Origin of the sequence: Streptomyces sp. NBC_00989 (genome assembly GCF_045162655.1) — a bacterium.
Taxonomy (GTDB): domain Bacteria; phylum Actinomycetota; class Actinomycetes; order Streptomycetales; family Streptomycetaceae; genus Streptomyces.
Genome location: NZ_CP108728.1, coordinates 6,567,855 through 6,587,851, shown reverse-complemented (window position 1 = coordinate 6,587,851; position 19,997 = coordinate 6,567,855). Strand labels below are relative to the sequence as shown.

The 19,997-nt window shown below is 70.5% G+C and carries 18 protein-coding genes; 8 read left to right on the top strand and 10 right to left on the bottom strand.

Going from position 1 to position 19,997, the window contains the following annotated elements; genetic code table 11:
• Positions 1-444: 444 nt before the first annotated feature.
• On the bottom strand, positions 445-1,443 hold the full coding sequence (locus OG714_RS29325) for a sigma-70 family RNA polymerase sigma factor (RefSeq protein ID WP_366496897.1): 999 nt from the start codon (positions 1,441-1,443) through the stop codon (positions 445-447).
• A 201-nt stretch (positions 1,444-1,644) separates the two neighbouring features.
• Here OG714_RS29325 and OG714_RS29320 point away from each other — a divergent pair, with 201 nt between their 5' ends.
• Complete coding sequence (locus OG714_RS29320) at positions 1,645-2,175, top strand: GNAT family N-acetyltransferase (protein ID WP_406125431.1); 531 nt, start codon at positions 1,645-1,647, stop codon at positions 2,173-2,175.
• Positions 2,176-2,203: 28 nt separating this feature from the next.
• Here OG714_RS29320 and OG714_RS29315 read toward each other — a convergent pair whose 3' ends face one another.
• Positions 2,204-3,007 (bottom strand): DODA-type extradiol aromatic ring-opening family dioxygenase, encoded by an 804-nt coding sequence (locus OG714_RS29315; RefSeq protein WP_406125429.1) that lies wholly within the window; start codon positions 3,005-3,007, stop codon positions 2,204-2,206.
• A 122-nt stretch (positions 3,008-3,129) separates the two neighbouring features.
• Between OG714_RS29315 and OG714_RS29310 the strand changes: the two genes are divergently transcribed.
• Complete coding sequence (locus tag OG714_RS29310) at positions 3,130-3,636, top strand: MarR family winged helix-turn-helix transcriptional regulator (protein WP_406125427.1); 507 nt, start codon at positions 3,130-3,132, stop codon at positions 3,634-3,636.
• A 112-nt stretch (positions 3,637-3,748) separates the two neighbouring features.
• On the opposite strand, the gene OG714_RS29305 is transcribed toward OG714_RS29310, so the two are convergent.
• Both OG714_RS29305 and OG714_RS29300 read right to left on the bottom strand, forming a co-directional pair.
• Positions 3,749-5,323, bottom strand: a complete 1,575-nt coding sequence (locus tag OG714_RS29305) for an MFS transporter (RefSeq protein ID WP_406125425.1) — start codon at positions 5,321-5,323, stop codon at positions 3,749-3,751.
• A gap of 130 nt (positions 5,324-5,453) precedes the next feature.
• Positions 5,454-6,098: a TetR/AcrR family transcriptional regulator gene (locus tag OG714_RS29300; protein ID WP_406125424.1), complete on the bottom strand. Its 645-nt coding sequence runs from the start codon at positions 6,096-6,098 to the stop codon at positions 5,454-5,456.
• 321 nt (positions 6,099-6,419) lie between these two features.
• Between OG714_RS29300 and OG714_RS29295 the strand changes: the two genes are divergently transcribed.
• The 3 genes from OG714_RS29295 (at position 6,420) to OG714_RS29285 (ending at position 10,106) form a co-directional block, all read left to right on the top strand.
• Positions 6,420-7,703, top strand: a complete 1,284-nt coding sequence (locus OG714_RS29295) for a M6 family metalloprotease domain-containing protein (protein ID WP_406125422.1) — start codon at positions 6,420-6,422, stop codon at positions 7,701-7,703.
• 297 nt (positions 7,704-8,000) lie between these two features.
• Positions 8,001-9,662, top strand: a complete 1,662-nt coding sequence (locus tag OG714_RS29290; protein WP_406125420.1) for an IclR family transcriptional regulator C-terminal domain-containing protein — start codon at positions 8,001-8,003, stop codon at positions 9,660-9,662.
• 186 nt (positions 9,663-9,848) lie between these two features.
• Positions 9,849-10,106 (top strand): hypothetical protein, encoded by a 258-nt coding sequence (locus OG714_RS29285; RefSeq protein WP_406125418.1) that lies wholly within the window; start codon positions 9,849-9,851, stop codon positions 10,104-10,106.
• 73 nt (positions 10,107-10,179) lie between these two features.
• On the opposite strand, the gene OG714_RS29280 is transcribed toward OG714_RS29285, so the two are convergent.
• The 6 genes from OG714_RS29280 to OG714_RS29255 form a co-directional block, all read right to left on the bottom strand.
• Positions 10,180-12,192: an ABC transporter ATP-binding protein gene (locus OG714_RS29280; RefSeq protein WP_406131997.1), complete on the bottom strand. Its 2,013-nt coding sequence runs from the start codon at positions 12,190-12,192 to the stop codon at positions 10,180-10,182.
• Positions 12,193-12,298: 106 nt separating this feature from the next.
• Positions 12,299-12,445, bottom strand: coding sequence for a hypothetical protein (locus tag OG714_RS29275; RefSeq protein ID WP_406125416.1), 147 nt, complete (start codon positions 12,443-12,445; stop codon positions 12,299-12,301).
• 99 nt (positions 12,446-12,544) lie between these two features.
• The gene (locus tag OG714_RS29270; RefSeq protein WP_406125415.1) at positions 12,545-13,825 is read right to left on the bottom strand and encodes an ABC transporter permease; all 1,281 of its coding nucleotides are present in this window, start codon (positions 13,823-13,825) and stop codon (positions 12,545-12,547) included.
• Positions 13,822-14,529 carry an ABC transporter ATP-binding protein gene (locus OG714_RS29265; RefSeq protein WP_406131996.1) on the bottom strand — a complete coding sequence of 236 codons (708 nt, stop codon included), beginning with the start codon at positions 14,527-14,529 and terminating at the stop codon, positions 13,822-13,824. Before OG714_RS29265 ends, OG714_RS29270 begins: the two co-directional genes overlap by 4 nt.
• A 47-nt stretch (positions 14,530-14,576) precedes the next feature.
• On the bottom strand, positions 14,577-16,079 hold the full coding sequence (locus tag OG714_RS29260) for a peptidoglycan-binding protein (protein WP_406125413.1): 1,503 nt from the start codon (positions 16,077-16,079) through the stop codon (positions 14,577-14,579).
• Positions 16,076-17,050 carry a hypothetical protein gene (locus OG714_RS29255; RefSeq protein ID WP_406125411.1) on the bottom strand — a complete coding sequence of 325 codons (975 nt, stop codon included), beginning with the start codon at positions 17,048-17,050 and terminating at the stop codon, positions 16,076-16,078. Before OG714_RS29255 ends, OG714_RS29260 begins: the two co-directional genes overlap by 4 nt.
• Positions 17,051-17,218: 168 nt before the next feature.
• Here OG714_RS29255 and OG714_RS29250 point away from each other — a divergent pair, with 168 nt between their 5' ends.
• Genes OG714_RS29250 through OG714_RS29240 form a run of 3 tightly spaced genes read left to right on the top strand, consistent with a single transcriptional unit; the run spans position 17,219 to position 19,991 of the window.
• Positions 17,219-17,911, top strand: a complete 693-nt coding sequence (locus OG714_RS29250) for a response regulator transcription factor (RefSeq protein WP_406125409.1) — start codon at positions 17,219-17,221, stop codon at positions 17,909-17,911.
• Complete coding sequence (locus OG714_RS29245) at positions 17,908-19,419, top strand: ATP-binding protein (RefSeq protein WP_406125407.1); 1,512 nt, start codon at positions 17,908-17,910, stop codon at positions 19,417-19,419. The genes OG714_RS29250 and OG714_RS29245 overlap by 4 nt, the downstream gene beginning before the upstream one ends.
• Positions 19,416-19,991: a hypothetical protein gene (locus OG714_RS29240; RefSeq protein ID WP_406125406.1), complete on the top strand. Its 576-nt coding sequence runs from the start codon at positions 19,416-19,418 to the stop codon at positions 19,989-19,991. The genes OG714_RS29245 and OG714_RS29240 overlap by 4 nt, the downstream gene beginning before the upstream one ends.
• Positions 19,992-19,997 lie beyond the last annotated feature (6 nt).

Below are 19,997 nucleotides of genomic sequence, written 5' to 3'. Positions count from 1 at the left end.
TTCGGCGGGCCACCCCGGGGTTCAGGTACGGGGTGCCCCGCCGTCCCAGCATGCCGACGCCCCGCTGTCCCAGCATGCCTACGCAGTACCGACCCCGCATGCCGACGCCTCACCGACCCGCATGCCCCGTACCGCGTGCCCCCGGAGACGCCCGGCCCAGGAAAAGAACCGGGCCCCGACGCCTGGGGGGACAGGCGCCGGAGCCCGGTTCGGGAGAGTCCCGGCGCCGGGGGGGGTAGTGCGTCGGGACTTGGCTCAGGGGATCTCGGGGCGTGGCCCCGGACCCCAACTCCTGGGCCCTGAAGTCTTGTTCCCAGGGCCCAGCAGGTTGAAGCGGCGTTACACAGCCATGTTCGCGCGGCCTGCCGCCACCGGGCGTACGCGGTGCGGCGCGTACCGAACTCGTACGCGCCCCCGCGGCTACCCGGAACGGAGGCCGGAGGCTCAGGCCGCCGCGTCGAAGCCGGTCTGGCTGGCCAGCTTCTTCAGTTCCAGCAGTGCGTGCTTCTCGATCTGGCGGATGCGCTCGCGCGTCAGGCCGTGCTCCTTGCCGACCTCGGTGAGCGTGCGCTCCCGGCCGTCCTCCATGCCGTACCGCATCTTGATGATGGAGGCCGTGCGCTGGTCGAGGCGGCCGATCAGGTCGTCCAGTTCCTCGCTGCGCAGCAGGGTCATGACGGACTGCTCGGGCGAGACCGCGGAGGTGTCCTCCAGGAGGTCGCCGAACTGCGTGTCGCCGTCGTCGTCCACCGACATGTTCAGCGAGACCGGGTCGCGCGCCCAGTCCAGGACGTTCGTCACGCGCTCCGGGGTCGACTCCAACTCGGCGGCGATCTCCGCGTGTTCGGGTTCCCGCCCGTTCTTGCGGTTGAACTCGCGCTGCACCCGGCGGATCCGGCCCAGCTCCTCCACGAGGTGGACGGGCAGCCGGATGGTCCGGGACTGGTCGGCGATGGAGCGGGTGATGGCCTGGCGGATCCACCAGGTCGCGTACGTCGAGAACTTGAAGCCCTTGCGGTAGTCGAACTTCTCGACCGCGCGCACCAGGCCCGCGTTGCCCTCCTGGATCAGGTCGAGCAGGGGCAGGCCGCTACGGGGGTAACGGCGGGCCACGGCGACGACCAGGCGGAGGTTGGAACGGATGAAGACGTCCTTGGCACGCTCCCCTTCGGCGACCAGGGCCTCCAACTCGGCGCGAGAGGCGTCCGCCTGGGACTTCTCCTCGCCGTCGAGGACCTGGCGCGCGAACACGCCCGCTTCGATGGTCTGCGAAAGCTCGACTTCCTTGGCGGCGTCGAGCAGCGGTGTGCGCGCGATTTCGTCGAGATACATGCCGACCAGGTCGCGGTCGGCGATCTCGCCGCCATGGGCGCGAACACTGCGCGCCACGCCGGAGGTCTCGCCGGAGGCGGACTTACGACGGGCGACGGCACGGGTTGCCATGCGTGCTCCCTTGCGAATGGGGGTCCCCCCAGGCCCTTTGGCACTGGGGGAGGGTCAGCAGGTGTTCCTTCGATGCCGTAGCACTCTTCTCGTGTGCCCTGCATCTGATGGAAACAACGACTGGAATCCGGACAGAATTCCCAACCCGCTCCCCTATTTTTCTGATCTTGCAGTACCCTGTCCGGCCACAAGGGGGTAACGATGTCGTCGGAACGTACAGAGGTGCAGGTCAGGTCGGGAGTCGAGAGTGACCTCGACGCCCTCACGGACATCTACAACCACTACGTACGCGAGACGCCGATCACTTTCGACACCGCCCTCTTCGCGCCGGAGGAGCGTCGCCCTTGGCTGCTCTCCCACCCTGAAGACGGGCCATACCGCCTGAAGGTTGCCGTGGACGGGATCTTCCAAGGGAACTCACAGCGAATCCTCGGCTACGCCACATCCAGCCCTTACCGGACGAAGCCCGCCTACTCGACCTCGGTCGAGGTCACGGTCTACCTGGCCCCGGACGCGGGCGGCCGGGGCATCGGCACGCTGCTCTACAAGGCCCTGTTCGAGGCGCTGGCGGACGAGGACGTGCACCGGGCGTACGCGGGCATCGCACAGCCCAACGAAGCGTCCACGCGGCTGCATGAACGCTTCGGGTTCCGGTACATCGGCACCCACCGGGAGGTGGGCCGGAAGTTCGGCCGCTACTGGGATGTCGCCTGGTACGAGAAGGAGTTGTAAGGCCCGTCAGGACGGTCGAGGCCTCGCCTCAGCCGAACTGCACCGACCGCTTCGCCATCCCCATCCAGAACCCGTCGATCACGGACGGGTTCACGGACTCCGGCGCATCCAGTTCGCCGGCCGCCTCCGCCGCACCCATGGCGACGAACAGCGGGGCGAAGTGCTCGGTGCGCGGGTGGGCGTAGCGCCCGGCCGGGGCCTTGTGGAGGAAGTCCAGCAGGCCGTCCCAGTCGCGGGACTCCAGCGCGTGCCGGCCCCAGTCGTCGAACTCGGAGGACCAGGTGGGCACTCCCCCGCCGGTGTGGCGCAGTGCGGCGAGGTTGTGGGTGAAGAAACCGGAGCCGACGATCAGGACGCCCTCGTCGCGCAGCGGGGCGAGTTTGCGGCCGATGTCCATCAGCTTCGCCGGGTCGAGGGTCGGCATGGAGACCTGGAGGACCGGGATGTCGGCGGCCGGGAACATCTCGACGAGCGGGACGTACGCCCCGTGGTCGAGGCCGCGGTCCGGGACGTCCTGTACGGGGATGCCCGGGGCGCGCAGCAACTTCCGTACGGACTCGGCGAGTTCGGGGGCGCCCGGGGCGTCGTAGCGGACCTGGTAGTAGTGCTCGGGGAAGCCCCAGAAGTCGTAGACGAGGGGGACCCGGTCGGTGGCGCCGAGGGCGAGGGGGGCCTCCTCCCAGTGGGCGGAGACCATGAGGATCGCCTTGGGGCGGGGGAGGTCGGCGGACCAGGCGGCGAGTTCGCCGGGCCAGATCGGGTCGTCCGCGAGGGGCGGGGCGCCGTGGCTGAGATAGAGGGCGGGCATGCGCTCCGGTGCGGCGGTGGACATGACGGTCACTCCCCAGGGTCGAACCTTGATCGAACTCAATGCTTGAACTCTCAAACTTCCTGGGCGAGAGCTTACGCCCCATTTGTTTAACCTTCAAGGAGAGCTCTCGTACAGTGGAGTGCATGAACACGGCACCCGCTTCCGCAGAACCCCGCTGGCTCAGCGCCGAGGAGCAGCGCGTCTGGCGCTTCTACATGCACGCCAGCACCCTCCTGGAGGACCATCTGGACCGCCAGCTCCAGCGCGACGCGGGCATGCCGCACATCTACTACGGCCTCCTCGTCCAGCTCGCCGAGGCCCCGCACCGCCGGCTGCGGATGACCGAGCTGGCCATGAACGCGAAGATCACCCGCTCCCGGCTCTCGCACGCGATCGCGCGGCTGGAGAAGAACGGGTGGGTGCGCCGCGAGGACTGCCCCTCCGACAAGCGCGGCCAGTTCGCGGTGCTGACCGACGAGGGCTACGGCGTGCTCAGCCGGACCGCGCCGGGCCATGTGACCGCCGTACGGCAGGCGTTGTTCGAGCGGCTGACGCCGGAACAGCAGAAGTCCCTCGGCGAGATCATGGAGATCGTCGCCGAGGGACTTCAGCCGAACGAAGCGGGTGCGGACCTGCCCTGGCTCCGCTGAGCCGCTCAACTCAGGCGAGAACCAGGGCAGTTCCTGGGAGTCGTACGTACGGGGCGTCCCCTTCCCCGTACGTACGGATGGTGCGAAGGGGGTACGACCGGTGCGGGTGCCGTCAGTGGGCGACGACCGGGATCTTGAACTCGTCCTCGACACCGTCACCGTCACCGGAGGCGACCGGGTCGGAACCCTGCTTGCCGGCGTTGACGAGGACCGAGACGATGACCGCGGCCGCGACCAGCATGCCGACGGCGAACCAGATGGCGTTGGTGTAGCCGTGCACCTGACCCTGGAGCTGGACGAGCTGCTGCTGGGTCTTGGAGGTACCCGCGCCGGCGATGTGGTCCTTGATGTACGCGGTCGTCGCGGACGCGGCGATCGTGTTCAGCAGGGCCGTACCGATGGCGCCGCCCACCTGCTGCGAGGTGTTGACCATCGCGGAGGCGACACCCGCGTCCCGGGGCTCGACGCCCAGGGTGGCCAGGGACATGGCCGGCATGAACGCCGTACCCATGCCGAGACCGAGCAGCAGCATCGCGGGCAGGATGATCGAGGCGTACGACGAGCCGATCTCCAGCTGCGTCATCAGGAGCATGCCGACCGCGGCGACCAGGAAGCCGGGGCCCATGAGCAGGCGGGCCGGCAGGCGGGTCATCAGGCGGGTGCCGATCTGGGTCGAGCCGACCATCATGCCGACGATCATCGGCATGAAGGCGAAGCCGGTCTTGATCGGCGTGAAGCCCTTCACGACCTGGAGGTAGTAGGTGAGGAAGAGGAACGTGCCGAACATCGCGATGATGGCGATGCCGAGCGAGAGGTAGATACCGCCGCGGTTGCGGTCGGTGATCACGCGCAGCGGCAGCAGCGGGGCCTTGACCTTCGCCTCGACGATCACGAACGAGACCAGCAGGACCGCGGACGCGATGAAGAGCGCGACGGTGGAGGAGTCGCCCCAGCCGTTGGACTCGGCGCGGGTGAAGCCGTAGACGAGCGAGACCAGGCCGAGGGTCGACAGGAGCACGCCCGGGATGTCGAGCGGGTTGCGGTTGCGGCCGCCCTCCGGCTCGCGGATGACGAAGTACGCGCCGAGCGCGGCGACGATCGCGAACGGGATGTTCACGAAGAACGTCCATCGCCAGTCGAGGTACTCGGTCAGCACACCGCCGAGGATGAAGCCGACGGCGCCGCCGCCACCGGCGATCGCGCCATAGATGCCGAACGCCTTGGCACGCTCCTTGGCGTCCGTGAACATCACGGCGAGCAGGGAGAGCGCGGCGGGTGCGAGCAGTGCGCCGAACGCGCCCTGGAGAGCACGGGCGCCGAACATCATCGCGCCGGTGGTGGCGACACCGCCGAGCGCGGACGCGGCGGCGAAGCCGGTCAGACCGACGACGAAGGCGCGCTTGCGGCCCCACAGGTCGGCTATGCGGCCGCCGAAGAGCAGCAGACCACCGAAGGCGAGGGCGTAGGCCGTGACGACCCACTGCCGGTTGCCGTCGGAGATGCCCAGGTCGGTCTGGGCCGACGGGAGGGCGATGTTCACGATGGTCGCGTCGAGCACGACCATCAGCTGGGCGAGCGCGATGAACGCGAGCGCCTTCCAGCGGTTGGAATGGGCTTCGTGCTCGGCCTCGGAGGCCTTGCCGCCCTTGTCGAGAGCGCCTGGGGCGCTTCGGGCTGTTTCAGACATGGTGGTACCCACTTCGGGACTTCGTGACGGAAAAAGGGTGTCTTCGGGGACGGCTTGTCGCCGGTTCCGCGGCGCCTGCCGGGAGCTTGGTGTCGGAGTTGGGACTGAGGTGAAGCGCTGAACTAATCGGTCAGGGCTGCCGGAGATCCTCCATGGTCGCGGCGGTGCCGGGCAGGACCGAGCGGGCCGGGGCCCGCAGTCCGTCCAGGAACAGCTGCAGGTGTCGGTGTACGAAGCGGTCGGCGCTGAGGCAGCCGGTGCCGGCCGGGGGCCGGCTGAGCTGGGCCACGGCGACCATCACGTCACCGACGCCCACGTCGGACCGGAGCTGCCCGGCCTTCCTGGCCCGTTCCATGACCTCGCCGATGAGCTCCTCGACCCGCTGGCGGGCGGCTTCCAGGTCCGGGTGGAAGTGGTCGAACGTGCTGGCCATCATCGGGCACAGCGCGCCGACCCGTTCGTCCGCGGAGTCGTGCACGAAACGTTCCAGCGCGGTGAAGGCGTCGCCGGTCTCGGCGAGCGCCACCTCCGCGCCCTCCGCGATCCGGTCCATGACCGAGCAGACGACCTCGCGGACGAGGGCGTCACGGTCCGGGAAGTTCCGGTAGAGCGTGGCGTTGCCGACGCCGGCCCGGCGGGCGATCTCGTCGAGCGGCACATCGGGGCCGAACTCGACGAACATCTCGCGGGCGGCGGTGACGATCCGCTCCCGGTTGCGCAAAGCGTCGGCGCGCGGCCGGGTCACCTTTCGCTGTACGGGGGTCGCGGTCGTCACGGCGTACTCCTGAAGGTCTTGGACTGCTGAGGCGATCCGGGGAGGCAATCCCCGTTTCGTTCGGACACATGGCTAAACGGGGAGACGCTCCCCAGTTATTTCCACCTCCGCGATTGTTCTGATGTGACCTGAGTCACATCTGCCGGGATCCCGGTTTGGATCGTCGCCCGGCGCCCCTGCGGGGCTCCCCGTTCGGCCCCCCACCAGCGAGAACCACACGGTCGGTCGCCTCCAGCGCGCGCCCTCGCGGCACACGACACAGGGTGATCGAAAGGGTGCAGCCGGAGACCGGCGGCTGCCGTTGGCGCGAAGGGTCCCTGCATGCAGCCCAGCCGTCGGATACGCCCGCGCCGCGTGGCCGCCCTCGCGTCCGTGACCGTCCTGACCCTCGCGGTCAGCACCTCGGCCGGCACCGGGCACCTCACCCCGGGCGCCACGACGGCGGCGGGCCCGGTCGCGCTCGCCCGCACCTCCGCACTCGGCTCCTGCATGATCAACGGCCCCCTGGACGTCCAGATGTCCGAGGGCATCCCCACCCCCGGCGGCTACTCCCGCTCCACCGGCACGGTCCACGCCCTGACCCTGATGGTCGACTTCTCCGACGCCCCCGGCGAGGGCACCGCCATGGACCGGTACCGCGAGTTCTTCCCGAAGACCCAGGAGTGGTTCGCCAGCAGCTCCTACGGCCGCCTCGACTACCGCCCCGAGACCCCGGTCACCCACTGGCTCCGCATGCCCAAGCCCTTCAGGTCCTACGGCATAGAGCGCGGCGCGCCCTTCGACCCCGGGTACCGGCAGCTCGTCCAGGACATCGTGGCCGCGGCGGACCCGACCGTGGACTTCCGCCAGTACGACCTCCTGAACGTCCTGGTCACCCCGAACGCCGGGCCGTCCGCCCTCGACACGGTCCTGTCGGTGACGTTCGCCGGCAACACGGAGGCCCCGGTCGCCGACGGCGTCCCGGTCTCCAACGCGTCCTTCGTCTACTCCCGCCAGGACGACGGCTCCGGCTCCTACTCCCAGACCGGCTACCGCGTCCTCCCCCACGAGAACGGCCACGTCTTCGGCCTGCCCGACCTCTACACCCAGGAGGGCGGGGGCGCGGTCGGCCACTGGGACATCATGAGCGAGGACTGGGGCGCCAACAACGACCTCCTCGGCTGGCACAAGTGGAAACTCGGCTGGCTGGACCCGTCCCAGGTCAACTGCGCGATGACCAGGGGCACTTCGGAGTACACCCTGACCCCCCTGGAACACCCCGGCACCACCGGCACCCGCCTGGTCTTCGTCCCCCTCACCCGACGCACGGGCTACGCCCTGGAACTGCGCACCCGCGAGGGCAACGACGAGGCGGTGTGCCGCCCGGGCGTCCTCATCTACAAGGTGGAGGCGGACGTGGACACGGGCATGGGCCCGGTGAAGGTGTACGACGCCCACCGGAACAGCGGCGGCTGCACCCGAAGCCCCAACGTCCACGCCGAGTTGTCGGACGCACCGTTCACCGCGGGCGAGACCTTCAGCGACCCGGGGAAGGGGATCCGGGTGGGGGTCACGGGGGCGGATGCGGCGGGGGACTATCGGGTGACGGTGACGCGGACGCGGTAGGGGGCGGGGGTGGAGGTACAGGCGGGCGGACAGACGTGGCAGGCGCGGCTCAGTGGATGGAGCACGGCTCTCCTAAAGCCGGTGTCGCGGGTTCGGAGGCGATGAGGGCGTGGGAGCGCGGGACTGTCATGGGGCGCCGTTGGGCCCTCTGCGGTGAGGGTGCCGGGCGCGGACCCGCCGTAGAACTGTCGCGGCGGTGCAGATCCGGCACGCGGGCCCACCGCAGCGCCGTCGGCGACGAGGCCGTCGGCCTCGGGCTTACCGTAGGGCTGCCGAGATCGTCGTACCGGAGAATCGATGCCCAGCGACACCACGATGGACGACCACACCGCCGCTGTGCCCGCCGAGGCGGTCGCGCCGTTGATCCGTGGGGTCGCGGTGGTGCGCCAACTGACCGAGGCGGGGGGCGTGTTGAGCCTCAGTGGGCTCGAACGGGCCACCGGGCTCGCGCGTTCCACGGTCGACCGGATCACCGCGACGCTCGCGCGCATGGGGTACGTGCGTCTCGTCGGCCGGGACGCGGTTCTCACCCCCCGGATCATGGAACTGGGCAACGCCTATCTCGCCGCCCTGCGCCTGCCGTCCCTCCTCGACGCGCGCGCGGACGCCCTCGCCGACGAGCTGGACGAGTCGGTGTCGCTCGCGGTCGCCGACCGGGACGGCATCCGCTTCATCCACCAGGCCACCCGCCGCCGCGCGATGTCCCTCAGCTTCCGCATCGGCGACCTGCTGCCGGCCGAACGCACCGCGCCAGGACCGCTGTTCGCGACGGAGTGGACGGACCTGGAGTGGCGACGCTGGCGGGAGCGGCGGGCGGCCGATCCGACGGACGCGGGGTTCACGGCCGTGCCCGTACGGTCGTCGCCCGGGCCCGACTTCGAGCGGTGGGCCGCCCAAGTGCGCCAGGACGGCTGGGCGTTGGACGACCAGTTGATCGAACCGGGGCTGGTGGCGGTGTCCGTGCCGGTACGAGACCCGCGTACCGGCACGATCGCGTGCGTGGCGAGCGTCGTGAGCCACACGAGCCGGCACACGGCGGAGGATCTGCACAACTCCCTTCTGCCCAGGCTGCGTTCGGCGGTACGGGCGATGGAGGAGGACCTGGCGGAGGACGCGCGCGAGGCTCCGCGGGGCGAGTCCCTCGCCGCTCCCTGCGGACTCGCGACCTGGACGGGCGCGTCCAAGCAGGAACTGGGCCGGGAGTTCGTCGAGTCCCTGGCCCGCGGCCTGACGGTCCTGACGGCGTTCGGCGAGGGCCGCGCCGAACTGACCCTGACGGAGGTCGCCCAGGCGACGGGGCTGGCACGGGCGACAGCCCGCAGGGCGTTGATCACGTACGAGCACCTGGGCCTGATCGCCGCGTCCGGCGACCGCCGTTTCGCCCTCACCCCCCGGGTGCTGTCCCTCGGCTTCCCGCCCCTGTCCCGTACGACCCTCCCCGACCTGGCGCTCCCTCACCTGACCGCCCTCGCCTCCCGCATCCACGAGTCGGCGTCCCTGGCGATCCTCGTCGGCGACGACATCCAGTACACGGCCCGGGTCGCGACGAGCCGGGTGATGAGCGTGAACATCGCGGTGGGCACGCGGTTTCCTGCGTACGCGACGGCACTGGGGCGGGTGCTGCTGGCGGACGCACCGGCCAAGGACCACGAGTTGCGCGCGCTGACCCCGCACACGCTGACCGACCCGGCGGCGCTGGCGGCGGCCCTGGAGACGGTCCGTTCGCAGGGCTACGCCCTGGTCGACGAGGAGCTGGAGGCGGGGCTGCGCTCGATCGCGGTTCCGGTGCGGGACCGTACGGGGCGGGTGGTCGCCGCCTTGAACACGGCGACCCATGTGGCCCGCCGTACGGTCGAGGAGTACGTCCGCGACATCCTCCCCGAACTGACGCTGACGGCGACCGCCGTCGAGGCGGACCTGAGGGTGGCGGGACGGTTCACACGGGTCTCGGCGTCCTGACCCCGGGTCCCCGCCCTGCCTTGCCCTCCCGGGGACGATGGGTGCCCTCCCCTCATCACTCGCGGCTTCCAGCGCAACCCCGGCCTTCGACGCCTTCGACCTGTCGGCGGGCGTCGACCCCGCCGCACGGCGGCGATGACACGCAAGGACCATCGGCGGGCCCGCACCACGTTCGCAGCATCGTTGATGGCGGATTTCGACCGCTACCTCGCCCACGAGGACGCCGATCCGACCTCGGACGGTGTGGTCTACCGGCAGGCAGCGGTATGGCTGACCGAAGAGGAGTTCGCGGTACGGGGCGAGGAGATCGAGGCCGCGGTCCTCGCCCGGGCCGACCGCGCCGGAGATGGCGGCCGCATCCGTCGTGTCATCGGCCTCGTCGTCGTACCGGACGGACCCAGTCAAGATCAACCAGGGGCAACAGGCCACGGCCCGACGGGGTGACGGCCTTCGACGGCGGCCCGCAGCACTGGAAACCGACCGAGATCGGCCACGGAACGCCCACGGACGGAAAGGGCTACCGCGACTCCGTGAGCTGCCCGGTGCTGTTGTCCTGCGAGCGGTGGAGGTAGGTGTATGAGCCGCCGTGGGCCATCAGCTCGTGGTGGGTACCGGCTTCGACGAGGCGGCCGTGGTCCAGTACGAGGATACGGTCGGCGTCCCGGGCGAGGTTCAGATCGTGAGTGATCATGATGGTGGTACGGCCCCGCATCAGGCGGCGCAGCGGTTCGACGACCCGGCGCGCGGTCGGCGCGTCCAGGCCGGTGGTGGGCTCGTCGAGGACGAGTACCGGCGCGTCGCGGAGCATCGCGCGGGCGATGGCGATGCGTTGGAGCTGGCCGCCGGAGAGTTCCGCGGTGTGCGGGTCGATCGGCGTGCCGTAGCCGTCGGGGAGGGCGGCGATGAACTCATGCGCGTCGGCGTCGCGGGCGGCCTGGACGACGTCGGTGTCGGAGGCGCCCGGCCGGCCGCAGGCGATGTTCTCGTGGATGGAGTCGTGCAGGATGAGCGTCTCCTGGGGCAGCAGGGCGACGTTTTCCCGCAGGAACTCCACCGGCAGCCGGTCCAGGGGGACCCCGTCCAGCCGGATCAGCCCGGCAGCCGGGTCGTAGAAGCGCAGCAGCAGCTTGGAGACGGTGGACTTGCCGGCCCCGCTCGCGCCGGTGATCAGGACCAGTTCACCGGGACGGGCCGTGAACGACACCGCGCTGAGGGAGTCCTTGGCAGCGCCGGGGTAGCGGAAGCCGACCTGGTGGAACTCGATCTCGCCGCGTACCCGGCGCAGCTCGACCGCGCTGCCGGGTGCCGGGTCGGTGACGGCGGCCCGGGCGTCGAGGATCTCCAGCAGCCGCTCGGCGCCGGCGGTGGCGGCGGTCAGGGTCAGGCCGAGCTGGCCGAGAGAGCGGATCGGCGGGTACAGGTAGCCCAGGAAAGCGGCGAAGGCCAGCAGTTGACCGATGGTCATCCGGCCCTTGGAGATCTCCCAGGCGCCGAGCCCGATCACGATGAGCACGCAGAGCGTCTCGACGACCTCGACGAGCTGTTCGTAGAGCTCGCTGAGGCGGGCGCCGGTCACCGAGGCGCGCATCCAGGCGCGGGCCTCGCGGCGCAGCCGCTTCTCCTCGGCCCGACCGCGGTTGTAGGCCTGGGTCAGGACGATGTGGCCGAGTGACTCCTCGACCACCGAGGTGATCGCACCGTCGGCGACCCGCTCCTGCCGGGCGACGATCTTGACGCGACCGGAGAACCGCTTGGCGGCCAGCCAGAACAGCGGGGCCATCGTGAAGGTGGCCAGCGCGAGATCCCAGCGCAGATAGAGCGCGGCGGCGGAGAAGAGCACCGTGCTGAAGACGGCTGAGACGGTACCGACCGCACCGGAGACCACCATCTGCTCGATCGACTCGACGTCCCCGGTGAGACGCTCGACCAGATCGCCGGTGCGGTGACGGCCGAAGAAGTCGGGCGGGAGGGTCTGAACGTGGGCGAAGACCTTCTCCCGCAGCCGCATCACAAAGCGTTCGGCGGTCCAGACCGCGAGCGAGTTGCCGATGTAACCGACGAACGCGCCGAGCAGCGCCGCGGCGAACCACATGCCGGCCGGGGCCCAGAACGCGGAGAGCGAACCGGCCTGGAGCGCGTTGTCGGTCAGTTCGCTGAACAGCAGGATCGACGCTGTCTCGGCGAGGGCCGCAAGCACCACACAGACGCAGATCAGCACCAGCCAGGAGCGGTCCCCCTTGGTCAGCGGCCAGAAACGGCTGACCGCCTGGCGGACCGGGACGCCGGCGTGGACCGCCTGCTCCGCCCCGGTCTGTTCCTGATCCGGAACGGTCTCGTAGGCGCTGCCGTGGCCGGCCCTGTCGTGCTCGGTCCCGTCACGGTCGGCCCCACCGTGGTCGGCGCTGTCCATGACGGGGCGCCGGTGACGGCCGTGTACACGGCTGCGCGGGGAGCCGCCACGCCGGCCGGTCGACCGGGCGGGCTCCGGTTCGACCACGCGGAACTGCATGGTCGGCTGGTCTCCGAGCATGGTCAACGTTCTTCCCTCATTCCATTTCGCTGCCTGCGGAATCCGCGCAACCACCAAAGGCGGGCCCCGGCGTAATGCCGAAGGCCCGCCCTCCGGTGTCAATTCATCAGCCGCCGATGGGGCGACGGCGAGCGGCCTGCAGCATGCGGGCCCGGGCGGCCGCCCGCTGCTTACGCTCCAGGACGGCGTTCCGCCGCGCCTCCGCCGCGCGCCTGGCAGCCGCCGCGGGGGTGATGATCTTGCTGATAGCCATGGAAATTCTCCTCATTCTTTTCTTTTTCTCGAACTGAACACGGTGTTTCTTTTTCTGCCTCGGCCATTCGGCTTTGACAAACCTGGGGAGGGTGCCGGTCTAGGAAGGTGCCCGGAGCGCGTCCACCGGTTCCATCCGGGCGGCGCGCAGCGACGGGTAGAGACCGGCGAGCAGGCCGACGAGGGCTCCGGCGAGCGGGGCGCCGAGGGCGAGGTTCAGGTCCAGGACCGGGGTCCACTCCTTGAAGACGGCGACACACACCACGACGGCGATGCCCAGGGCCGCGCCGACGATGCCGCCGAGCAGGCCGATCGTCGTCGACTCCAGGAGGAACTGGCCGGCCACCTGCCGTCGCGAGGCGCCCAGCGCGCGCCGCAGCCCGATCTCGCCGACCCTTTCCATCACAGTCACCAGGGTGACGTTGGCGATGCCGATCGCACCGACCACGAGGGAGACCAGGCCGAGGACGAGGAAGAGGCCGTTGACGTCGTTCTGGACGCCGTCGCGGGCCTTGGTCATGTCCGGCGGCGCGTCCACGGCGAGGGAGTTCTGCTGCCCGGGGGCCAGGGCGATCGGCGCCTGGCGTGCCACCTGCCGGGCCGCGCCGAGCGCGGTGTTGATGAGTACCTGGGTGACGTCCTCCAGGCCGAGGCGGTCCGCCGCGGTGGTGGGCGGGAGCATCACGGCGGTGGACAGGCGCTGCTCGCGCCTGATGCCGCCGAGGATGCCGATGACGGTGTACGACTGGCCCTGGAAGAAGATCGCCGGGGAGTCCTCCACCCGCTTGATGCCGAGCAGTCGTGCCGCCTGGTCGCCGAGGACCGCCACCTGGGCGTGCCGGGCGATGTCGCCGACGTCGTAGAACCGCCCGGAGGTCATCGCACCGCGTACCCCGGCGGGCAGGCCGGCCGAGGCGGCCACCACGGCAAGGGTCTGGCCGGAGACGTCGCCGGGCGCTTTCACGTCGTTGGACCGCACCTGGACGCTGTTGGTCAGTGGGGAGTCGGCGAGGGCGGCGGCCGAGTCCACGCCGGCCAGCCGCCGGACAGCGTCGGTCCCCGACCAGTCCACCAGCGGCTTGTCGTCCGAACCAGGCTGCACCGGCGGCACGGTCACGGTCACCGAGGTCGCGGTGAGCGCGTCGAACCGGCCGACGATCTGGTTGCCGGCCGTGGAGGCCACCCCGATGGTGATGACCAGCGTGGTGATGCCGAGCACGGTGCCGAGTGTGGTCAGGGCGGACCGTACGGGGCGGGCCATGACGCCCGCGAGAGCTTCCGTCCACAGGTCCCGGGGGTCCATCCAGGGGCGTTCGATGCGGGTCCCGGCCGGTGTCGCTTTCGTCCGTGCCCTCCCCGGCGCCCTCGTCGCGAGTTTCACTCGGACTCCTGGGTGAGGCGGCCGTCGGTGATGCGGACACGCTGGCCCGCGCGGCGGCTGACCGTCTCGTCGTGGGTGATGAGCACCAGGGTCATGCCCTGGGCGCACAGGTCGTCGAAGAGTTCCAGCACGGAGAGGGTGTTCTCGCTGTCCAGGTTGCCGGTCGGCTCGTCGCAGAGCAGCAGCGCGGGATCGCTGATCAACGCCCGTGCGATGGCGACGCGTTGGCGTTCGCCGCCGGAGAGCCGGTCGGGCCTGAAGCCCGACCGGTGCCCGAGCCCGACCCGGTCCAGCGCCTCCCGGGCGCGGGCCAGACGGGTACCGCGGCCGAGCCCCGGGCGTGGCCTGCGGTACGCCTCGGCCAGCATGACGTTCTCGTCGACGGTGCGGTACGGCAGGAGGTGGAAGGACTGGAACACGAACCCGATACGGCTGCCGCGCAGCGCCGTGCGTTCTAGGTCACCGAGCCCGGTGGTCTCGACGCCGTCGAGCCGGTAGGTACCGGAGGTGGGACGGTCGAGCAGGCCCAGCGTGTTGAGCAGCGTCGACTTCCCCGAGCCGGAAGGGCCGACGATCGAGAGGTGCTCGCCGCGCCGGACCGTCAGGTTCACACCGCGCAGCGCGCGCACCGGGGGCTCGGAGTCGAAGGTCCGCTCCACACCGGTGAGTTCGATGACGGCGGTCGCATCGGAGACGACGGGGATGGGGACGGTGGCGAAGTCGGGGCCGGGGACCGGGACAGGACCGGGGGTCACTCGCCCACCACCACCTTGTCGCCCTGCTCCAGCGTGCCGCCGGTCGGCTTCACCTCGACGAGACCGGCCGCGGAGAGCCCGACGGTGACGTGGACGTCGCTCAGCCTGCCGCCGCGCTCGACCTGCACCCGGACCTTTCCGTCGGACGAGGTGCGGATCGCGGCGAGCGGTACGACCAGCACCTTGCCGTCCGAGGCGCCGATCTTGATGGTCACCTTCACCGCGGCCTCGGCCTCGTCGGCCAGCTCGCCGGAGTTGGGCACGGAGATCCGCAGCTGGACCGGGGCCGAGGAGTCGGTAGCGGAGGTGCCGGCGGATTCGCTCCCGGTGTCCCCCGAGGTCGTCCCGGTGGATCCCTCGCTGTCGTCGCCCGAGCCCGTCGCCGCTGTCGTCGAGGACGCGGCGTCGGCGCCGAGCGCCGACACGGTGCCAGCCGCCTTCTTGCCGTCCGTCGTCGTCAGCTCGACGGCCATGCCCTTCCGCAGCAGTTCGGCGTCCGCGCCGGGGACGACCGCCTGCACCTCCAGGTCGGAGCTGGTCACGGTGCCGATCGGGCCGGACGCGGTGTCCCCCGTCTTCACCGTCACCTTGTTCAGCCGTACGGGCAGCTTCGGGAAGAAGACGACCTCGCCGGCCGGGACCTTCGTCCCATAGGAGGCCTGGAAGGTGCTGAGCGCGGCGTTCGCCATGTTCAGCGCCTTCCTCGCGGATTCGAGCTGCAGTTGGTGGATCTGCGCGTCGGTGCTGGACTGCGGGTTCGGCGAACTCGTACTGCCGCTCGCGCCCGCATCCGTCCCCGCATCCGTCCCCGCCGCTGTCCCTGTCTCCGTTTCGTCGCCGCTGCTGCCGCTCGTGCTGTTGGTCGTGAGCAGCGTCTGCTGGGCGGCGGACACCGCCTGCTGCAACTGGCCCAGTTGCTGCTCGTCGTCCGCGCTGGGCTTCTGGGCCTCGTACCCCTTGCTCGTGTACCAGCTGGTGACCGCCGACGCGGTGCCCTGGCCGTAGTTGCCGCTGATCGATCCGGAAAAGAATCCGAGCCGGTGCAACGCTTTCTGGAGCTGCTTCACATCGTCGCCGGAGGCACCTGGGCCCAGCGCCCTGTACATCGGTACGGTTCCGCTCAGCGCGAGCACCGGACGGCCGTTGACCGCCATCAGTACGTCGCCCTCCTTGACCTTGGTACCGGCGACCGGTGCCTTGGTGATCCGCTGCTCCGCGCCCTCTCCGCCCGCGGTCGCGGACGCTCCGGTGCCGACCGCGCCGGCCAGCGCGAGCGGACGCGGCGAGGCGAACTCGACGGACCCCGACGCCACCACGGTCGCGGTGAGGGACTGCCGCTGGACGGCCACGGTCACCGGGCCGGCCTTCGGCGCGGTGTGCGCGGCGGCGGCGTCGGCGGGCGAGCGCACCTGCGTGCCGGCGATCCAGCCGCCCGCGCCGACCAGGACCACCGCGCCGACCAGCGCGCCCAGGTGCTTACGGCTGCTGAACCGGCTCATGCGTTGTCGCCGTAGTACGGGTGGGCCTTCTCCTTGGGGAAGTACGCGGCCCGGAACTTCTTGCCGCACTCCAGGTCCTTCAGGGAGAGGTCGATCTCCTTGGTGAGCAGCGGCAGCGCCTCCGCCTTGGACATGCTGAAGTGGTTCTCCGGCACGTTCTGCCCCAGCCGCACCATGTCGGACATACCGGTCGGCTGAGTGGTGCTGACCGGGATGCCCTGTGCCTTCAGGCAGGTGGCGTACCCCTGGGCGAGCTGCACCAGTTGGGCGTCGCCGTTGAGCTCGAGACCGTTCGCGCGGTTCGCCTCCGCCTTGGCGTTCGCCGCCTTTTTCCGCTCGGCGGCGCTCAGCACGTGTCCGTTCACGGCTATCGACGCCTTGAGTTCGCAGCCGCCGATCTTCTCGTCCGCCTTGGACTTGGCCTGGGGGCCCACCAGCGCCTCCTCGTACGCCTCCTGCTGGGCGGGGGTGAACCCCTTCTCGTCGTCGTCGGCGACGCCGTCGGTCCGCTTTTCTCCCGCCTTCCCTCCGGGGTTGCTGAAGGGGGCATTGGGGTCGTCGGGGTAGACGGCGGCGGCGTAGTTGCCGAACCCGTACTTCTCCCGGGACTTCTTCGCCGCCGCGTAGTCCTCCGCGTCCAGCCCTACGTAGACGGCGTCGCCGCCGGCCGCCGCCACGTGCGGTGTGTAGGTGAAGCCCTGCTTCTTCATGCAGGCCGCAAGGGTGTTCTGCTGGATGTACGTCTTCTTGGTCTCGGCGTCCGCGCCGTCCGGGACGGTGAGCTGCACCGCCCCGTCGGCGTTCGTCGTACTGTCGTTCGCCGCGTTCGCTCCGTCGGCCGTGGAGTCGGAGCTCGCGCCGGTCTTGTCGCTCGAACCGCCGCAGGCGGCCAGGACCGGCAGCAGGCCGATCGCCAGGGCGGTCGCCACGGAAACGCGGACCCTCTTCGGCATGCTCTTGTGTGCGTTCATGGTGGATGAGGCTGGACCCGCGGTGTGATGGGAACTGGCCCGGAGTATGACCGAACAGCAACAGCCGATGGGCGGCGACAGGACGCCGGATCCGCTCACCCGCCCGCGAGTATGTGATCGTCCGGTAACAGCACCGGCCTGGCCTGGTGTCGTACGGATACTGAGCACATGCCACGTGTCCTGCTCATCGAAGACGACCGCGCTGTTCGTGAGGGTGTCCGACTCGCGCTGCGCCGCCAGGGGCACGACGTCGCCGCCGCCGGAACGGGTGAGGACGGGCTGGAGCAGCTGCGGTCGTTCCGGCCGGACGTCGTCGTCCTCGATCTGATGCTGCCCGGCATGTCCGGGCTCGACGTGTGCCGTCGCATCCGCGGGGCCGACGACCAGGTTCCGATCATCATGGCGACCGCCCGGGGCGACGACATGGACATCGTGGTCGGGCTCGAAGCGGGAGCCGACGACTACGTCGTCAAGCCCGTCCAGGCCCGCGTGCTCGAAGCCCGTATCCGTGCCGTCCTGCGACGGGTCGGCGGCACACCCTCCGACGGAACCACGCCGAAGACGGAAACCCATGGAGAACTGACCATCGACCGGGCCGCGTTGGCCGTCACCCACCAGGGCGCACCGGTCGCCCTCGCTCCCTCCGAACTACGGCTCCTGCTGACCCTCTCCGCCTCGCCCGGTCAGGTGTTCAGCCGGCAGCAGCTCCTGGAAGCCGTCTGGGAACACAGCTACCACGGCGACTCACGGCTGGTGGACGCCTGCGTCAAACGGCTGCGCACCAAGATGGGCGAGCCTCCGGGACAGCCCCGCTACATACAGACCGTGCGCGGCTTCGGCTACCAGTTCAGGTCACGGTGAAGGCGCCCCCGCCGCTGCGCGGCCTGCGCGGCCGACTACTGATGGCCTTCCTGCTGGTCGCCGGCGTCGCCACCCTGACCACCGGTGCCCTGACGTTCCGGGAGGCGCGCACGGGGGTGCTCCAGCAGAGCCAGGACGGGGTGATCGGGCAGTTCCGCGACCATGTCGACGACCTCGCCGCCGACCTCGACTTTCCCCCGGCCCAGAACCAACTGAACCTGTTCGCAGAGCAGTTGGCGCGCTCCGAACCGTCGAAGAACTGGCGCGTGCTGGCCACTTACGGCGGCCTGAGCGCCACCTCCTCACCGCAGGACCCGTTCGAGCAGCTGACGCCCGCCCTGCGCAAGGCCGTGGCCTCCGGCGGGAACACCGTCTTCCAGCGGGTGACCAGACACGGCAGCCCCGCACTCGTCGTCGGCCTGCCGGTCACCTTCGGCACCGCGGCACGGCCCACGTCCGACCCGTCCGGGCTCGCCGTCTTCCTGACGGTGCCGCAGACCACCGAGCAGGCCTACGTCCAGGCCCTGGTCCCCGCCGTCGAGCGCGCCACGGTCCCCGCCCTGATCCTGGCCGTCCTGCTCGCACTGCTGGCCGCCCGTGGCGTACTGCGGCCGGTACGCGAGCTGCGCCGGGCCACCCGCAGCATCGCCGAGGGCCACCTCGACACCCGGCTCGCCGTCAACGGCTCCGACGAACTCGCCGACCTCTCCCACACCTTCAACGAGACCGCCGCCGCCCTGGAGAAGTCGGTGGCCGAACTGCGCCGCATGGAGGCACGCGCCCGCCGCTTCGCCGCCGACGTCTCCCACGAACTGCGCACCCCGCTGGCCGCCATGTCCGCGGTCACCGACATCCTCGACGAGGACGCCGCCCACCTCGACCCCGACACCGCCACCGCCGTGCGGCTCATCAGCGAGGAGACCGTCAAACTGGCCCGCCTGGTCGAGGACCTGATGGAGATGTCCCGCTTCGACGCGGGCGCGGCCAGCCTGCACCTGGACGAGATAGACCTCGCGGACTCCATCCAACGCACCCTCGCCTCCCGCGCCTGGCTGGAGACGGTCGAGGCACGGCTTCCGCCGCCGGGAACACTCCGCGGCAGCCTCGACCCACGCCGCCTCGACGTGATCGTCGCCAACCTGGTCGGGAACGCCCTCCGCCACGGTGGACGCCCCGTACGGTTGCACCTCTTCCAGTGGGAACACCCGGACGACGGGCGGCGGGCGGTCATCGAGGTGCTGGACAGCGGACCGGGCATCCCCGAAAGCGTCCTGCCCCACGTCTTCGACCGCTTCTACAAATCGGACACGGCCCGCACCAGGACCGAGGGCAGCGGTCTCGGACTCGCCATCACCGCGGAGAACGTCCACCTGCACGGCGGCACCATCCAGGCGGCGAACGGTGCGCACGGCGGCGCCGTCTTCACCGTAGAGCTCCCGCTGCGACAGGACGAGCCACCACCAGTACCGGCCGAACCGGCCGAACCGGCCGAGGGGAGCCATCCGTGAGCCCTGTCCACCGGGCCGTCCGGCCCGCGCTGCTTCTTCTCGCGGGGGCGCTCCTGCTCGGCGCCTGCGGCATCCCCACGACCGGTGTGGTGGGCTCGGGGGAACCCGCCACCGGAATCCGGCCGACCATCACGCTCTACTTCACGGGCAAGCTCGGCCTGGTCGCGGTCCCCCGCAGGATCCCCCAGCGGCCCAGCGTCGAAGCGGCCGTACGACTGTTGTTCCAGGGCCCGACCAGAGCCGAACTGAGCGTGGGCACGGGCAGCCTGCTGCGGAAGCTGAAGAAGGATCCGACGGTCCGGGCCGATGGCGCCAAGGTGTCGATCGAGCTGCGCTTCGACGACCCGGCGGATTTCCCGGCCACTGTCAAACCACTGGTCGGAGATGCCCTCGCCCAGGTGGTCTGTACGGCCGCCGGCGCCCGCCACGCCGAAGACCCGGACGTCGTATCGGTGGAGGTGGTCATCAAGGCCACCGTGAGAGGCGCCAAGATCCCTTGGAGCGCCGAAGGGCGCGACGCGACCTGCCCCACCCAGGCCCGGAGGTCTGCCGCCGCCTCCCGTTCCGGATAGACGTAT

Excerpts from the sequence above, each read along its gene's own strand:
- OG714_RS29325 (WP_366496897.1), bottom strand. The coding sequence starts at position 1,443 with ATGGCAACCCGTGCCGTCGCCCGTCGTAAGTCCGCCTCCGGCGAGACC.
- OG714_RS29320 (WP_406125431.1), top strand. The coding sequence starts at position 1,645 with ATGTCGTCGGAACGTACAGAGGTGCAGGTCAGGTCGGGAGTCGAGAGT.
- OG714_RS29315 (WP_406125429.1), bottom strand. The coding sequence starts at position 3,007 with ATGTCCACCGCCGCACCGGAGCGCATGCCCGCCCTCTATCTCAGCCAC.
- OG714_RS29310 (WP_406125427.1), top strand. The coding sequence starts at position 3,130 with ATGAACACGGCACCCGCTTCCGCAGAACCCCGCTGGCTCAGCGCCGAG.
- OG714_RS29305 (WP_406125425.1), bottom strand. The coding sequence starts at position 5,323 with ATGTCTGAAACAGCCCGAAGCGCCCCAGGCGCTCTCGACAAGGGCGGC.
- OG714_RS29295 (WP_406125422.1), top strand. The coding sequence starts at position 6,420 with ATGCAGCCCAGCCGTCGGATACGCCCGCGCCGCGTGGCCGCCCTCGCG.
- OG714_RS29290 (WP_406125420.1), top strand. The coding sequence starts at position 8,001 with ATGCCCAGCGACACCACGATGGACGACCACACCGCCGCTGTGCCCGCC.
- OG714_RS29285 (WP_406125418.1), top strand. The coding sequence starts at position 9,849 with ATGGCGGATTTCGACCGCTACCTCGCCCACGAGGACGCCGATCCGACC.
- OG714_RS29280 (WP_406131997.1), bottom strand. The coding sequence starts at position 12,192 with ATGCTCGGAGACCAGCCGACCATGCAGTTCCGCGTGGTCGAACCGGAG.
- OG714_RS29275 (WP_406125416.1), bottom strand. The coding sequence starts at position 12,445 with ATGGCTATCAGCAAGATCATCACCCCCGCGGCGGCTGCCAGGCGCGCG.
- OG714_RS29260 (WP_406125413.1), bottom strand. The coding sequence starts at position 16,079 with ATGAGCCGGTTCAGCAGCCGTAAGCACCTGGGCGCGCTGGTCGGCGCG.
- OG714_RS29255 (WP_406125411.1), bottom strand. The coding sequence starts at position 17,050 with ATGAACGCACACAAGAGCATGCCGAAGAGGGTCCGCGTTTCCGTGGCG.
- OG714_RS29250 (WP_406125409.1), top strand. The coding sequence starts at position 17,219 with ATGCCACGTGTCCTGCTCATCGAAGACGACCGCGCTGTTCGTGAGGGT.